Origin of the sequence: Falsiroseomonas sp. E2-1-a4 (assembly GCF_051433165.1) — a bacterium.
Classification (GTDB): domain Bacteria; phylum Pseudomonadota; class Alphaproteobacteria; order Acetobacterales; family Acetobacteraceae; genus Falsiroseomonas.
Window position 1 is genome coordinate 66,235 of the sequence record NZ_JBHMFS010000005.1, and the last position, 15,297, is coordinate 81,531.

The 15,297-nt window shown below is 67.8% G+C and carries 16 protein-coding genes; 8 read left to right on the forward strand and 8 right to left on the reverse strand.

All coding sequences use genetic code 11. The features are described 5' to 3' along the window. The first annotated feature begins 138 nt into the window (after positions 1-138). From pstS to phoB, 6 genes are all read left to right on the forward strand, one after another. Positions 139-1,206: a phosphate ABC transporter substrate-binding protein PstS gene (gene pstS, locus ACFHNC_RS07145; protein ID WP_437168535.1), complete on the forward strand. Its 1,068-nt coding sequence runs from the start codon at positions 139-141 to the stop codon at positions 1,204-1,206. Between the two features lie 94 nt (positions 1,207-1,300). Continuing rightward, a complete protein-coding gene (pstC, locus tag ACFHNC_RS07150; RefSeq protein ID WP_437168536.1) occupies positions 1,301-2,290 on the forward strand; it encodes a phosphate ABC transporter permease subunit PstC in 990 nt (329 codons plus the stop codon). Between the two features lie 4 nt (positions 2,291-2,294). Next, entirely contained in the window at positions 2,295-3,200 is a 906-nt protein-coding gene (gene pstA, locus ACFHNC_RS07155) for a phosphate ABC transporter permease PstA (RefSeq protein ID WP_437168537.1), read from the forward strand. A gap of 125 nt (positions 3,201-3,325) precedes the next feature. Further along, entirely contained in the window at positions 3,326-4,111 is a 786-nt protein-coding gene (gene pstB, locus ACFHNC_RS07160; RefSeq protein ID WP_437168710.1) for a phosphate ABC transporter ATP-binding protein PstB, read from the forward strand. 17 nt (positions 4,112-4,128) lie between these two features. Further along, complete coding sequence (gene phoU / locus ACFHNC_RS07165; RefSeq protein WP_437168711.1) at positions 4,129-4,848, forward strand: phosphate signaling complex protein PhoU; 720 nt, start codon at positions 4,129-4,131, stop codon at positions 4,846-4,848. Positions 4,849-4,874: 26 nt separating this feature from the next. Further along, on the forward strand, positions 4,875-5,588 hold the full coding sequence (phoB, locus tag ACFHNC_RS07170; RefSeq protein WP_437168538.1) for a phosphate regulon transcriptional regulator PhoB: 714 nt from the start codon (positions 4,875-4,877) through the stop codon (positions 5,586-5,588). 10 nt (positions 5,589-5,598) lie between these two features. Here phoB and ACFHNC_RS07175 read toward each other — a convergent pair whose 3' ends face one another. Further along, on the reverse strand, positions 5,599-6,603 hold the full coding sequence (locus ACFHNC_RS07175) for a hypothetical protein (RefSeq protein ID WP_437168539.1): 1,005 nt from the start codon (positions 6,601-6,603) through the stop codon (positions 5,599-5,601). Between the two features lie 130 nt (positions 6,604-6,733). Here ACFHNC_RS07175 and ACFHNC_RS07180 point away from each other — a divergent pair, with 130 nt between their 5' ends. Further along, positions 6,734-7,138 carry an OmpA family protein gene (locus ACFHNC_RS07180; protein ID WP_437168540.1) on the forward strand — a complete coding sequence of 135 codons (405 nt, stop codon included), beginning with the start codon at positions 6,734-6,736 and terminating at the stop codon, positions 7,136-7,138. A 45-nt stretch (positions 7,139-7,183) separates the two neighbouring features. Continuing rightward, positions 7,184-9,046 (forward strand): DNA helicase RecQ, encoded by a 1,863-nt coding sequence (gene recQ / locus ACFHNC_RS07185; RefSeq protein WP_437168541.1) that lies wholly within the window; start codon positions 7,184-7,186, stop codon positions 9,044-9,046. Between the two features lie 503 nt (positions 9,047-9,549). On the opposite strand, the gene ACFHNC_RS07190 is transcribed toward recQ, so the two are convergent. The 7 genes from ACFHNC_RS07190 to ACFHNC_RS07220 form a co-directional block, all read right to left on the reverse strand. After that, positions 9,550-10,014, reverse strand: a complete 465-nt coding sequence (locus ACFHNC_RS07190; protein ID WP_437168542.1) for a hypothetical protein — start codon at positions 10,012-10,014, stop codon at positions 9,550-9,552. Between the two features lie 62 nt (positions 10,015-10,076). Continuing rightward, complete coding sequence (locus tag ACFHNC_RS07195) at positions 10,077-11,021, reverse strand: ATP-grasp domain-containing protein (RefSeq protein ID WP_437168543.1); 945 nt, start codon at positions 11,019-11,021, stop codon at positions 10,077-10,079. After that, entirely contained in the window at positions 11,018-11,722 is a 705-nt protein-coding gene (locus ACFHNC_RS07200) for a hypothetical protein (RefSeq protein WP_437168544.1), read from the reverse strand. The genes ACFHNC_RS07195 and ACFHNC_RS07200 overlap by 4 nt, the downstream gene beginning before the upstream one ends. A 370-nt stretch (positions 11,723-12,092) precedes the next feature. Continuing rightward, complete coding sequence (gene flgH / locus ACFHNC_RS07205) at positions 12,093-12,818, reverse strand: flagellar basal body L-ring protein FlgH (RefSeq protein ID WP_437168545.1); 726 nt, start codon at positions 12,816-12,818, stop codon at positions 12,093-12,095. Next, on the reverse strand, positions 12,815-13,735 hold the full coding sequence (gene flgA / locus ACFHNC_RS07210; protein ID WP_437168546.1) for a flagellar basal body P-ring formation chaperone FlgA: 921 nt from the start codon (positions 13,733-13,735) through the stop codon (positions 12,815-12,817). Before flgA ends, flgH begins: the two co-directional genes overlap by 4 nt. 5 nt (positions 13,736-13,740) lie before the next feature. Next, the gene (gene flgG, locus ACFHNC_RS07215) at positions 13,741-14,526 is read right to left on the reverse strand and encodes a flagellar basal-body rod protein FlgG (protein WP_437168547.1); all 786 of its coding nucleotides are present in this window, start codon (positions 14,524-14,526) and stop codon (positions 13,741-13,743) included. A 13-nt stretch (positions 14,527-14,539) separates the two neighbouring features. After that, positions 14,540-15,286: a flagellar hook basal-body protein gene (locus tag ACFHNC_RS07220; RefSeq protein ID WP_437168548.1), complete on the reverse strand. Its 747-nt coding sequence runs from the start codon at positions 15,284-15,286 to the stop codon at positions 14,540-14,542. Positions 15,287-15,297: the final 11 nt, after the last annotated feature.

Sequence of the window (15,297 nt, forward strand, 5' to 3'; positions counted from 1 at the left end):
ACGCCATGGTTGTGGAGGGCGTTGTCATCGAAGCTTCATCAATTTGCAATCGTCCGGTCGCCAGACCCGCCTAGAAGGCGCCGAACGGCGTTGCTTGTTACGCGCAGCCCGTTTGCAACAGGACCGGAGAGAGACACAGTGAACAGGCGCACCCTTCTGCTCGGTACCGGCGCGGCACTCGGCGCCGGGCTTCTCAATGCCCGCGGCGCGATGGCTCAGGCGGCTCCGACCGTGACCGGCGCCGGCGCGACGTTCCCCCGCCCCCTTTATGAGCGTTGGTCGGCCCAGGCGCGTGATGCCGGCGTCGCCCAGCTCAACTATCAGTCGATCGGCTCCGGCGGCGGCATCAACCAGATCACCGCGCGCACCGTCGATTTCGGCGCCACCGATGCGCCGCTGACGACCGAGCAGCTGACCGAGCGCAAATTGCTGCAGTTCCCGACCGTGATGGGCTCCGTGGTGCTGTCCGCCAACCTGCCGGGCGTTGGCGACCAGGCGCTGCGCCTGTCGCCGGAAGTGATTGCCGACATCTTCCTGGGCAAGATCACCCGCTGGCGCGACCCGAAGATCGTCGAGCTGAACCGCGACGTGACGATCCCGAACATGCCGCTGAGTGTCGCCTATCGCGCCGACGGTTCGGGCACGACCTGGGTGTGGACGACCTATCTGTCCCGCATCAGCGAGGAATGGAAGAACGGCCCGGGTTCCGGCACCTCCGTGCGCTGGCCGGTCGGCAATGGCGCGCGTGGCAATGAAGGTGTGTCCAACACCATCCGCAACAGCCCGGGCACCATCGGCTACATCGAGAACGCCTATGCGGTGGTGAACCGCATGCCGACGACGCAGATCCGCAACAAGGCCGGCAACTTCATTCGCGCCGAATCGAAGGCGTTCAACGCGACCGCGGCGACGGCGAACTGGAACGTGGCGAACTTCCAGGCCGACACCATCGACCTGAACGGCGCCGATGTGTGGCCGATCACCTCCCCCACCTACATCCTGCTGCCGATGGATCCGCCGGCGGACAAGGTTGCGGGCAACCAGAACGCGATGAAGTTCTTCGACTGGGCCTTCCGGAACGGTGCCGAGGCGGCGACGCGCCTCGAATACATCCCGCTGCCGGCCAGCGCGCATGAACTGGTCCGCGCGGCCTGGGCGGCGAATGTGAAGGGTCCGAACGGCCAGGCTCTTTGGCCGGTCCGCTGATCGGGCTAAATTGAAGGGTCAGGGCCGGGCGCTGATGGCGTCCGGCCCTGACTGCTTTCATCGCTGACAACCTCCATCGCCGGGACATCCCGCCTTGCAGCAGACCATCACGGCCGATGCCTCGGCCATTCCAGCCGGCGGCGCCCGACGGCGGTCCGGCAGTTTCGGCGACAAGCTGTTCGAGGGGTTGTGCCGCGGTGCTGGAATCGTGGTGCTGCTGACGCTGGGCGGCATCATCCTGACGCTGTTCATCGGCGCGCTTCCGGCCTTCCTGCATTACGGGCCGGCCTTCATCACCAGCGACGCTTGGAACCCGGTGGAAGACCACCGCGAGGAATACGGCGCGCTGGTCTCGATCTTCGGCACCATCGTCAGTGCGGTGCTGGCCATCATCCTGGCCGTGCCGGTCGCCTTCGGTATTTCCTTCTTCCTGACCGAGCTCGCGCCGGAATGGCTGCGGCGGCCAGTGGGAACGGCGATCGAATTGCTGGCCGCGGTGCCTTCCATCATCTACGGCATGTGGGGCCTGTTCGTGGTCGTGCCCTTCGTGCAGATGTACATCCAGATCGGGCTTGGCGAGTATCTTGAGACCATTCCGCTGATCGGCTTCATCTTCGAAAGCCGGTCCTTCGCGGGGACCTCGCTGTTCACCGCGGCGCTGGTGCTGGCCATCATGATCCTGCCCTTCATCGCCGCCACGATGCGCGACGTCTTCCTGCAGGTGCCGCCGGTCTACAAGGAGAGCGCCTACGGGCTGGGTGCCACGCGGTGGGAAGTGGTGAGGGGGGTGGTGCTGCCCTACACGCGGATTTCCGTGGTCGGCGGCATCATGCTGGGGCTCGGCCGCGCGCTGGGGGAGACGATGGCGGTGACCTTCGTCATCGGCAACGCCAACCGCATGCCGCAGGGCATCTTCGATCCTGCCACCACCATCGCCTCCGTGATCGCGATGGAGTTCCCGGAAAGCCTGTCGGGCAGCATGAAGCAGTCGGCGCTGTTCGCGCTCGGCTTCCTGCTGTTCGTAATCTCCTTCCTGGTGCTGGCATCTTCCCGCTGGCTTCTGCGGTCCCGGTTGAAGGGCTGATCCGATGAGCACGACAACACTCCCCTCGCTCATGAAGGCGCGGAACGAAAGCGCGGCGCGGGCGCTGGGGCGCCGCCGGCGGTTCATCGACGCGGCCGTGAAGTGGCTGTGCCTGCTGGCGACGGTGGCGGGCCTGTTCTTCCTGGCCTCGATCATGGGCACGCTGCTGTGGCGCGGCCTTGAGTCGCTCAGCCTGAATACGCTGATCTCCGAGTTCAAGCCGACCAGCTATGGCGAGGACACGGCGGAGCCGGGTGGGCTGCGGCACGCGATCATCGGCAGCATCATCCAGACGACCATCGCCACCCTCATCGGCACACCAATCGGCCTGCTGGTTGGCACCTACCTGGCCGAGTATGCGCGGGGTTCCGCCTTTGGCAATGCGGTGCGCTTCGTCTCGGACGTGCTGCTCTCGGCGCCGTCCATCCTGATCGGGCTGTTCATCTACCAGCTGGTCGTGCTGCCGATGGGCGCCTTCTCCGGCATCGCCGGCGCGCTCGCGCTGGCCATCATCGTGATCCCCGTCGTGGTCCGCACCACGGAGGATATGCTTCAGCTGATCCCCAATACGCTGCGTGAGGCGGTGATCGGCCTCGGCGCGCCGAAGTGGAAGATGATCACGCTGGTCTGCTACAAGGCAGCTGCCTCCGGCATCCTGACCGGTATCCTGCTGGCGGTGGCGCGCATCGCGGGTGAGACGGCGCCGCTGCTGCTGACCAGCTTCGGCAACAACGTGACCAGCCTCGACCTGTCGAGCGCCATGGCCAGCCTGCCGATCGCCATCTACCAGCAGGCGAATTCGGGCTTCCCGGACCTGATCCGGATCGCCTGGTCCGGCGCGCTGCTGGTGACGATGGGTGTGCTCGCCATCAACATCATGGCCCGCCTCGTGCTGCGCGGGCGCAACTGAGCCAGGAAGGGGCGGCCCGCTGGGCCGTAAGATGAGGACGATCCGATGGGCTGCATCATGAGGACGATCCAGTGGGCTCGATGACCGAACAGACCGCCACCACCGCCGCCTCCGGCTTCGGTGGCATGCAGGCCCGATCCGCCGAGGCGCTGAACAACACTGCGCGGATTTCGGTGCGGAACCTGGATTTCTACTACGGCACCACCCAGGCGCTGAAGGGCATCAACCTGGATCTGCCGGACCGGCAGGTGACGGGCATGATCGGCCCCTCCGGCTGCGGCAAATCCACGCTGCTGCGGGTGCTGAACCGGATGTACAGCCTCTATCCGGGCCAGCGCGCGGAAGGTGAGGTGCTGATGGATGGGCGCAACATGATCGACGCCTCTGTCGATCTGAACGAATTGCGCTCCAAGATCGGCATGGTGTTCCAGAAGCCCACGCCGTTCCCGATGACGATCTATGACAACATCGCCTTCGGCATCAAACTGCATGAGAAGCTGGCGAAATCCGAGCTGGATGATCGCGTGGAATGGGCGCTGACCCGCGCCGCGATCTGGGGCGAGGTGAAGGACCGGCTGCAAACCAACGCCATGGGCCTGTCCGGCGGCCAGCAGCAGCGGCTATGCATCGCGCGGTCCATCGCCGTGCGTCCGGAAGTCATGCTGTTCGACGAGCCGACCAGCGCGCTCGACCCGATCTCCACCCTGAAGATCGAAGAACTGATCGACGAGTTGAAGCGCGACTTCACCATCTGCATCGTGACCCACAACATGCAGCAGGCGGCGCGCTGCGCCGACCAGGTGGCGTTCTTCTACCTGGGCGAGCTGGTCGAGGTGGCGCCGGCGGCGCAGCTTTTCACCGCGCCCAAGGAAAAGCGCACCCAGGAATACATCACCGGCCGGTTCGGCTGAGGACAACGCAGATGGCAATGGAAGCCCAGGGCGAGCACATCGTCCGTTCCTATGACGAACAGCTTCGCAAGGTGCGCGACATGCTGGCGCGCATGGGCGGCCTGGCGGAGCGCCAGGTGAATGACGCGACCGTGGCGCTGGTGCGCCGCGACGCGACGCTGGCCGCCGAGGTGATCGGCCGCGATGCGGCGCTCGATCAGCTTGAGCGCGAAATCGAAGCCTTCTGCATCCGCATCCTGGCCACCCGCCAGCCGATGGCGATCGACCTGCGCTTCATCGTCACGGCCATGAAGGTCGCGCACAACCTGGAACGCATTGGCGACTACGCCCGCAATGCGGCCAAGCGCAGCATCGTGGTGGCGCAGCAGCCGGCGCTGGGCAGCCTCAACGGCTTCTCCCGCATGGCGCGGTTGGTGCAGGAAAACCTGAAGGCCGCGATCGATGCGCTGGTGAATGACGATGCCGAGGCCGCGGCCCGCGTCTGGGGCAATGATGAACCGGTGGATGACGTCTACAACGGCATCTTCCGCGAGATGCTGACCTTCATGATGGAGGAGCCGCGCAACATCACCGCGGCGACGCATCTGCTGTTCATTGCCAAGAACCTGGAACGCATTGGCGACCACGCCACCAACATCGCCGAGACGGTGCACTACGCCGTGCGCGGCGACAACCTGCCGGACGAACGGCCCAAGGCGGATAGTTCCGCCTATGCCGTGGTCCGGCCACCCGAATAGACAGATCACCCTTGGGAACCGCGAACATGCCGGACGCAACAGGCAGCCTCGCCAAGCCGACCATCCTGGTGGTGGAGGACGAGGCGCCGCTGTTGACGCTGCTGCGCTACAATCTGGAAAAGCAGGGCTTCCGAGTGGAGGAAGCCACCGATGGGCAGGAGGCGCTGCTGCGCGTCTCCGAAGGCAAGCCGGACCTCATCCTGCTTGACTGGATGCTGCCGGCGCTTTCGGGCCTGGAGGTCTGCCGCCAGATCCGCCGCCGCCCCAATACCCGCGACCTGCCCATCATCATGGTGACGGCGCGGACCGAGGATCAGGACGCGGTGCGCGCGCTGGATACGGGCGCCGACGACTACATCTCGAAACCCTTCGTGATGGACGCGCTGCTGGCCCGCATCCGCGCGCTGCTACGCCGGTCCGGCGCCGTGCCGGTGAAGGGGCGGCTAGCCTACAAGGACCTGGTCATGGACCAGGACGCGCATCGGGTGACGCGCGGCAGCCGGTCGCTGCATCTTGGCCCCACGGAATACCGGCTGCTGGAATTCTTCCTGCAGCACCCGGGCCGGGTCTTTACCCGGGAACAGTTGCTGGATGCGGTGTGGGGCCGCGACATCCATGTGGAGCCGCGCACGGTGGACGTGCACATTCGCCGCCTGCGCAAGGCGGTGAACGGCGATGAGGAGGCGGACATCATCCGCACCGTGCGCTCCGCCGGCTACGCGCTGGATGTGGAGGAATAGCGGCCGCGGTTCAGTCTGGCACCCGGTACAGCGGCTCCAGCGCCAGGCGGCGTAGCGCGTTGCGGGCCAGGGCCTCGATCTCCCGCCGGTCCGTGGTGTCCGGGTCCACCGCGAGCCAGGCGGCGGCCAGCCGGTGCCAGAATACCGACAGGTCCAGCAGCCGGTCCCGCAGTGCCAGCTGGTCGCGCAGCAGCCGGGTCGGTGCCTCCAGTGGCAGGGGGCGGCGCATGGCCTTCTCGGCCGTGGCCAGCAGCGCGGCGGCGGCGCGGCGTGGCCGGGCGATCATCGGCAACAGCCCATCCATCGCCCGGGTCAGCAAATCTCCAGCCCAGCGCCGGTCATTGCCGAGTGCATCCCGCGTACGGCGAACCATGCGCTCCATCGCCTCATAATCCGGCTGGCTGGCGGCGGTGGCCAGGACGCGGGCATGGGCGTTGGCCAGCATCTGCAGGCGGCGCCCGAGGGGGGCCATGGTGCCCATGGGAAAGCCGCCCTTGGTGATGCAATGGGCGATCGCGGCTTCGAACATCGCGGGGCCGGGCGAAGTGCGGCGCATCGCTTCCGCCAGCGCTTCCCCTTCCTCCCCGGCCGTGACGGCCAGGCGGGCCACCAGCTCGGAGGTTGCGGCGTAGAGGTGGTGTTCCTCCAGCGGGTCCGGGTCCTCATCCAGCAGCGGGCCGGGGACGGGGTCGCCCGGCGTGATGCGCTCGACACAGCGCAGCGCCGCCGGAACCAGGCGCAGCAGGCGGAAATCATGCGTCCCTGGGGCGATATCCAGCAGCAGATGCGCGTTATCCAGATCCACCAGCATCCGCATATGGGCAAAGGGCCGCACCAGGCCGATGCCGCCGGAGGGATCACGCTCGAAGGCCAGGCCCGGCTCCCGCAACCAACTGGCCTGGAACAGGAAGTGCGGCGGCGGCCAGGTTTCGCCCTCGGCGGTGCCCGGGAAGCGGACCGGGTCGAAGCCGCGCGGGTCCGGCAGGCTCGGCAGGGGGGACTCGGTCTGGGACACCGCGGCAGGATGCGGGACGCGGGTTAATACGGCCTGACCGCACCGAATCACGTGAAGGCGCGTAAGGTCGCGATTGACGCGGCCTGCCCAGCCGAGCGACCTATGTGCCACCTTTCCCGGAGTATCTCACATGCGTCGCCGCGCTTTCGCCCTGGCCGGACTTGTTCCGGTCGTCCTCCTGGCCGCCTGTGCCGCCGATCCGCGGGAATTGGTCGGCCAGCCGCCGCGCGTGGTGTTCTTCAACGAGGACAGCGTGGAACTGGATGAGCCGGCCATGGCCGTCCTCGCCAATGTCGCCCGCCTGGCGCGCCGCCACCCGGAAGTGCCGGTGCAGGTGCGCGGCTTTGCCGGCCCGGCGGGCGCGCAGGCCTTCAACCAGGAACTCTCGCGCCGCCGCGCCCAGCATGTGGCGGACGAGATCGCCAAGCGCGGTGTGCCCACCAGCCGCATCAGCGTGGTCGGCCGCGGCCCGGTGCCCTTCGATGCGGTGCCGATCGAGAGCCGGCGCGTGGAGATCGTCGTCGGCTACCCCTGATAGGCCGAGGGTGTTGTCGCCCCATCGGGCATGGCAGACAGGGCCATGCCCGATGATGGCCGATTCGCCTCTCCGATGCCCGACCACCCCGACGAGCACACGGACCCGCTGGACGTTCTGAGCCGCGTCTTCGGCCACCCCGGCTTTCGCGGGCGGCAGGAGGAGGTGGTGCGCCATGTCGCCGGCGGCGGTTCCGGCCTGGTGCTGATGCCGACCGGCGGCGGCAAATCCCTGTGTTTCCAGGTGCCGGCGTTGTGCCGGCCGGGGGTGGGGATTGTCGTCTCCCCCCTGATCGCCTTGATGGAAGACCAGGTGGCGGCGCTGCGCCAGCAGGGCGTGGCGGCGGCGGCGCTGCATTCAGACCTGCCGGAGGGCGAGTCGCGCAATGTGCTGCGCGACCTGCACAATGGCGATCTCAAGCTGCTGTACGTCTCGCCGGAGCGTCTGGCGCTGGAAGGCATGCTGAGCCGGCTGGAGGAACTGCCCGTCGCGCTGTTCGCGGTGGATGAGGCGCATTGCGTGTCCCAGTGGGGGCACCATTTCCGGCCCGAATATCGCGGCCTCGGCGTGCTGGCGGAACGCTTCCCGCGCACGCCGCGCCTGGCGCTGACGGCCACCGCCGATCCACGCACGGTGGAAGATATCCGCCGCCAGCTGGGCATGCAGGACGACCCGGTGTTCCGCGGCGGCTTCGACCGCCCGAACATCCGCATTGAGGCCGCGCCGCGCGAATCCGAACGCAGCCAGTTGCGCGCTTTGCTGCGGGAGGAAGCTAGCAAGGGCGGCGCTGGCATCGTCTATTGCGGCACCCGCAACAAGACCGACCAGACGGCCGAATGGCTGCGCGGCGATGGGCATGATGCGCTGGCCTTCCATGCCGGCATGGAATCCGAGGCGAAGCGGGACGCGCATCGGCGGTTTGCCCGTGGGGACTCGGTTGTGATGTGCGCCACCATCGCCTTCGGCATGGGGATCGACCGGCCGGATGTGCGCTGGGTGGTGCACCTCGACCTGCCGAAATCGCCTGAGAGCTGGTACCAGGAAATCGGCCGCGCCGGCCGCGACGGGCTGCCCGCGCGAGCGCTGCTGCTGTACGGCGCCGGCGACATCGCGCTCGGCCGGCACCGGATTGAGGAAAGCCCGGCGGCGCCGGAGCAGAAGCGGATCGAGCGGCAGCGGCTGGACGCCATGGTGGCGATCGCCGAGGCCGCCACCTGCCGCCGCCAGATCCTGCTGCGCTGTTTTGGGGAGGCCGAGCCACCGCCCTGCGGCAACTGCGACGTGTGCCTCAGCCCGCCGCGCCTGTTCGATGGCACGGTGGCGGCCCAGAAGATGCTATCGGCCGTGCTGCGGACGGGGCGGCGCTTCGGCGTGGCGCATGTGGTGGACGTGCTGCGCGGCAAGCTGACCGACAAGGTGGCGCAATTCGCGCATGACAAGCTGCCGACCTTCGGCGTCGGCAAGGACCTTTCTGAATTCGCCTGGCGGGGGGTGGCGCGGCAGATGGTGGCGCGCGGCCTGCTGGATGTGGCGGTGGAGAACCATGGCGAGCTGGTGCCGACGGATGCCGCCAAGCCGGTGCTGAAGGGCGAGGAGAAGGTGATGCTGCGGGAGGATCTGGTGCAGGCCAGCGCCGCCCCCGCGCGCACGGCCCGCAGCAGCAGCAGCGGCGGCGGCAGCGCCGCGCCGGTGGGCGAGGCGGTGTTCGAGGCGCTGCGCGACTGGCGGCGGGGGGAGGCGCAGAGCCAATCCGTGCCGGCCTATGTCATCTTCCAGGACCGGACCCTGGCCGAAATTGCGGCGCAACGGCCGCGGAGCCTGGACCAGCTCGGCGGGATTGCGGGGGTGGGGCGGACCAAATTGGACCGGTATGGGGATGCGGTGCTGCGGGTGTTGGCGGGGGTTTGAGGGGTTGCGCTGGCCGTACGAGGCGGCTTGCCACCACTGGGGAAGCGCGGGCTTCGCTGCGAAGTCATTCTGAACCGCCGCTGCCGGCCCCAAAGCGCCCATTGGTCCCTTATCAGCCTCGTGCATCGTCCGCTGCACAGCGCGCCCAGCGTCCGCGCAATCGCGGAGAAGCAAACCGGTCGAGCGCGCGAAATTGCGGCGGGTATTGTGCTGATCACTGGAGGTCGGGCCGGCAGCGGCAGCCCGACCGCAGCGGCCTGCGTTGATGCGAGGTTAGTCTGTGGCCCGTCTGCGCCTAAGAGACCGTTTGAAATACCGGCGGGCTCTCCGCCGCCGGCATTTTCAAACGGTCACTAAACGGGGGGGGCGGTGCCGCGTGAGGCCACCGTTCAGGCACTGCCCCAGACCGCGCTGCCCTCACCAGCCAAACGACCGTTGGTTCCTGTGCCTCGAAGCCACCGCCGATTGGCTATAGTACTAATGGGCTTCACCTCGTCTGACCCTCAGCGAAGCTGTCCACGCCGCTGTAGCTCGGTCATGACCCGCTCAAGGACCAGCTCGGTGATGCGTTCGATAGTGAAGTCGATCGCCTTGTCCTCAGGCTTTAGGCCCTCCGGCTTCAGCCCCTCGGGCTTGAAGACCTCCTTCTCCTTCTCGCCTTTGAAGCCCTCCTTCTCAGGTTTGGAAAACTCCTTCTCAGGCTTGCGGATCTCCTTCTCGGGCTTGCGAATCTCCTTCTCCTTCTCGCTCTTGAAGCCCTCCTTCTCAGGCTTTGAAATCTCCTTCTCAGATTTGGAGATCTCCTTTTCCGCCTTAAGCACCTCGACGTGCGCGCCGACGAGTGCGGAAAGGTCGCTTACTTTCATCTTCGAGATCTCGGAGTCGAAGTCGATTGCGCTAGGTCGGTTGGACTGGTCAATCATCGGCTCCTTGCGGGCAGCGCCCTTGTCACCGCTTTCTTCTGCCATGGGCTGATCCTCCTTTGGATTTTCTGGGCGCCGACAATCCGGCGTTGCCCAGTCGCCTTGTGTCAGACCAAAAGATTGCTGTCCGCGCCGCCCGGGGCAGCGGCAAGCTGCATCAGGTGCGCGACCAGCGCGGCCATGATCGGCTGGCCGCTGAGCCGTTCGTAGAAAGTGAACTGCGGGAAGGGATTGAGTTCCAGCACCACATGCCGGCCACTCGGCTCGACCCGAAAATCAATGCCCGAGGCGACGAGCCCCATCCCGCGGGTCGCGGCCACACAACGCTCGCCAAGCCCGTCCGGAAGGATCGCTGCCTCGCCGCGCACCCTCTCGTCGTTGAAGGCGGCGCGGCGGTAGTCCGCATCCTCGCTGACCAGGCGCGTCGCGATCCAGCTCTCCCCAATGACATGAACGCGCAGGTCCTCGCCCGGAATCCGCTCCTGGAACACGGTCGGCGAGTTCGGCAGATGCACCAGCCGGTCGCGCCCTGCATCGGTCAGGATCTGCACAAGCGTCATCATGTTGCTCGCGCCCTTGAAGATGATTTCGCGGCACCCGCAACTCGGTTCGAACGCCGCGGCGGCTTGCGGACGATTGGTCAGCAGCGTCTCCGGCACCTCAAAGCCCATCTCGGCCAGCAGGCCGAGCTGGTAGACCTTGCTGTAGTTCGAGAAGGCGTGCGCGGGCGGGTTCACCACCGGGCAGCGGACCTGGAGCAGCATCAGGTTCAGCGCCACCTGAAGCGCGCCAAGCGGCTCGGTGACCGCCGGGTCGAGGGTGCGGGCCACGGCGTGTCGCACGAAGATGACCCGCACTGGAATGCGCGCTTCGCAGTCCTGGCCGGTGACGCGGAAGAGCATGTGGCCGGCGCCGTCCTCCTCCGCCACGATGTCGATCGGGCGGTCGAGCGCGTCCTCGTCCAGGGCGCGGAACCGCGCCCCAGCCTCACGCAGCCGCTCGATGAGGACCGGGAACACCTTGTCTCGCCCCGAGCCGATCACGAGGATCATTGGGCCGCTCCGACGAGAAGCCGCGCAAGCGCTTCCCCGACGCGGTCCGCCGGGCCCGCTGGCCCGGGCGGCATGCCAGGAAAGGGATCGACCGCCAGCACTGCGCCACCGTCGGAGGCGAGGTCCACCCGGGCGAAGTGGATGCCGGTCTGCCGCTGCCAGTCACGCAGCGCTTCGCCGGCCAATGCTGTGGGCGCGGAGTTTCCGGAAGGGCCAAGCACCAGTCTGCCGGCGATGAGCCACTCCTCGATCCCGGCTGCTCCGGCGCGTGATGGCGGGGCGCGCAATTCAAGGTGCCGCGCCAAGTCCTGGCGCAGGGCCTCTGGATAGCTTGGATCGCCGAGCCACCAGCCCAGGCCGAAGTCGTTTACCGTTGGCACCTTCAAGGCCTTCAGGACGGCGATCCAGGCAGCGAGTGTCTCGTGGAAGACGAAGCTTGCATCAGGGAGATCAAAGCCATCCTCGGGCCACCAGGCGCGCCGCACGCGCAGGAGCACGCCGGAGACTTCCGCCAGGGGTAAGGGTTCCGCAGCCGCGGGGAACAGGGCGCCGTCGACCCGAGGGCCGTTGCGGTGCAGTTCGAAGGGGGTGCCGTAGAGCTGGGCCTCGGTGAGATGCAACGTTGGACGCCCGAGCGCGGCCATTGCCCGCCGGGTGGACGCTATGGTCGTGTCCTCAGGCTCGCCGATCAAAAGGAACATCTGACGCCCATTCGCAAGCAGGGCGGCGCTTCACGCCGACCTGAATCAGACTGCATCCGTTCCTATTGAGGTTATCAACGGAAGCAGGGGCGCGGATGAGGAATCTTCCTGTCTCACGGAATGATGAGTGGGGCTTATTGAACCGTTGCATTTGTGTGCAGCTGTAGCGATTTCATGACGTTCAAGAGTTGAGACGCGTAAACGCCATTCACGTGTCGATGCTTGTTTTTGGACCGTGTCCGCCGTGTGTGTTGGCAACCAGGCAACCACAGCTCGGTACGGCGATCACAGAGGTCTTTGCCAAACAGCAAGGGTAAGAGAACTAATGCCGCTTTCCTGGCCTTCCCGGACCCTGCCCATTCACGCCCCCTCAAAACGGCAGCACAATATCCAGCAACTGCTGCCCATACCGCGGCGCCTGCACGTCCGACAGCGTCCCCCGCCCGCCATAGGCAATACGCGCCTCCGCCAGCCGGTCATGCCGCACCGTATTGTCGCTCGCGATATCCTGCGGCCGGATCACGCCCGTCACCTGCAATTCCCGCAGCTCATGGTTCACCCGCACCTGCTGCCGCCCGGCCACCACCAGGTTCCCGTTCGGCAGCGTCTGCGTGACGATCGCCGCGAGGCGCAGGGTCACCGTCTCATTCCGCCGCAGCGTGCCGGTGCCGTTGGTGGTCTGCGCGCCGCTGGTCTGCACCAGGGCGGAGGGGTCGATGCTGTTGGGCAGCAGCCGGGTGAGGGAGCTTTCCAGGCCGAGCAGGCGCGGAATGCCCATCGTATCCGTCCCCTCCCGCTCCCGCGCCGTCGTGTTCTGCATCTGCGCCGTGTCTTGGATGCTGACCAGCACGGTGATCAGGTCCCCCACGGAGGCCGCCCGCTGGTCGCGCAGGAAGGTGCGGCTGCCCGGGCGCCACAGGCTGTTGCCGCCATGCGTCGGCACCTGCGCGGCCGGCATCGGCATGCTCACCGGCTGGTAGCCGGGGGCGGCGGTGGGGCTGGTGACGGGGGCGAGTGCCGGCAGGCGGCCAACTTCGGAAAGGCGCTCACAGGCGCCCAGCGCCAGGGTCAGCGCCAGCAGGGGGGCGTATTTCATCGGCGGGACTCCACGCGAACGCGGCCGGGGCCGATGGCGCGGGCCTCCACCACGATCCGGCTGCTGAGATTCATCACCGGCAGCACCGCACCGCGCGCCGCGCCTTCCATGGCGCGGCCGGTCGCGGTGACGGTCAGGCCGGGGGTTTCGTACTGCATGGTCACGGTGCTGCCGCGCTCCACCACCAGCGGCTCGGCCAGGTTCGCCATCAGCAGCGGCTGGCCGGCGGCGGCCGAGCGGCGCAAGGCCTGGCCCACCGCCTGGTCCAGGCTGTCCGCGGCGCCGGCCCGCAGGCGATTAGCGGGCACGCGCGCCAGCCGCACATCCTCCGGCCGCACCACATCCCCCACCGCCAATTGCCGCACCGCCAGCACCACCGGCAGCGTGGTCACGGCGCGGCCGGCGAGGCGGATGCGCTGGGCGGCCATGCCCTCCGCCGTGATGGCCAGCCCCGCCGCGAAGCGCTGGGTGTGGGCGTCGTAGGTCACCTGCTCCACCATGATCTGCGGGAAGGCGTCGGGCGGCACCAGGGGCGCGTGGAAGGCTTGCAGGACCAGGTCGGTGTCGTCCTCCACGCCACGCGGGCGCAGCGCCTCCCGCAGCGCGTCCAGCACTTCTTCCTGGCCCAGGGCGCGGCCGGGGCGGTCCAGCACCACACGCTGGGCGCCGCCGGAGGGGTTCCACTCCACGCCATTGCGGCGCGCGATGGCGTAGAGCTGCGGCGCCTCCACCACCAGGCGATGGCCGGGCGGCGGGGCAGGGCCGAGCGGCGTGGCGCCGCGCTCGCCCAGCCCGTCGAACAGATCCTCCAGCCGCACCACCGCGTCTTCCAGCGTGACGAAGGGGCGCAGCGTGGGGGATGGGGTGGCGTGGGCGGCGGAGGAAAGGCCGAGCAGCAGCAGCAGGACAAGGCGCATGGCGATCACCGCAGCCGCGACAGGGTGGAGAGCATTTCGTCGCTGGCCGAGATGACCTTGCTGTTCATCTCATAGGCGCGCTGCGCGGTGATGAGGTTGGTGATCTCCTGCACCACATTGACGTTCGACGTTTCGACAAAGCCCTGCAGAACCTGGCCGAAGCCCACCGCCCCTGGCGCGGCCTGCTGCGCGTCGCCGGAACTCGGCGTGGCGAGCATCAGATTGCCGCCGATCGCCTCCAGCCCGGTTTCGTTGGCGAAGATGGCGAGCTGGAGCTGGCCGACATTCTGCAGCGCGACCTGCCCATCCAGCTTGGCCAGCACCTCACCCGTCGCATTGATCGTCACGTCGCGCGCCGCCGCCGGCACGGCGATGCCGGGCTGCACCACGAAGCCATCGGCGGTGACGATCACGCCTTCCGGCGACAGGGCAAAGGTGCCGTCGCGGGTATAGGCAACTTCACCGGTTGGCAGGTTGATCTGGAAATAGCCATTGCCGCGGATCGCCAGGTCGAAGCGGTTCTCGGTCTGCGACAGGCTGCCCTGTTCGGAAATGCGATACACCGCCCCCGTGCGCACGCCGAGGCCGACCTGCGCGCCGGAGGGCAGGATGTTGCCGGCATCGGCCGTCTGGGCGCCGACGCGGCGCAGGTTCTGGTAGATCAGGTCCTGGAATTCGGCGCGCCGGCGCTTGTAGCCGGTGGTGCTCATATTCGCGATGTTGTTGGAGATGACCTCGACGTTGGTCTGCTGGGCCATCATCCCAGTCCCGGCAATGTGCAGGCTGCGCATGGTCTAAGCTCCCTTACCGGCGGCGCAGGATGCGATCGACGGCGGAGCCGAGGCGTTCGCTCTCCTTCTCCGCCATCTGCGCGACGAACTGGAATTCGCGCAGCTCCTCCGTCATGCGGGTGATCTCGATGACGGGGCGGACATTGCTGCCCTCCACCGCGCCCTGCACCACGCCGGGGCGTTCCACTGGCTCGGCGGCCATCGCCTCGGGCGCGGCGAAAAGCCGGTCGCCCTCGGCGTTCAACTGCTGGCGGTCGGGGAAGCGGACCACACGGAAGCGGCCAACCGGGCCGTTCTCGGTGCGCAGCGTGCCGTCGCCCATTACCTCGATGCGGCTGTCGCCCTGCGCCACCTGCATCGGCTGGCCTTCCGCGCTCAGCACCCGGTTGCCCTCGGCATCCACCACGCGGCCCTCGCCATCCAGGCTGAAGCGGCCGGCGCGGGTGAAGCGCTCGCCGCGCGGGGTCTGCACGGCGAAGAACCCGTCGGGGTCGGCCAGCGCCAGGTCCAGCGGGTTGCCGGTGGTGGCCAGCGGGCCGGGGGCGGTGTCGCGCCAGGTCGCGCGGTCCTGTGCGAAGGCCAGGTCGCGGCCGCCGAAGGGCACCTGCGCGTCCATCTGGCGCTCCAGCACCGTGCCGAACAGCGGGCGGGCGGCGCGGAAACCGGGCGTGTCCGCATTGGCGATGTTGTTGGCGGTGACCGCGCTGGCGCGGGTCTGCGCCACCAGGCGGGACAGGACGATGTAGCCGGGGCTGTCCATGAGTTTCTCTC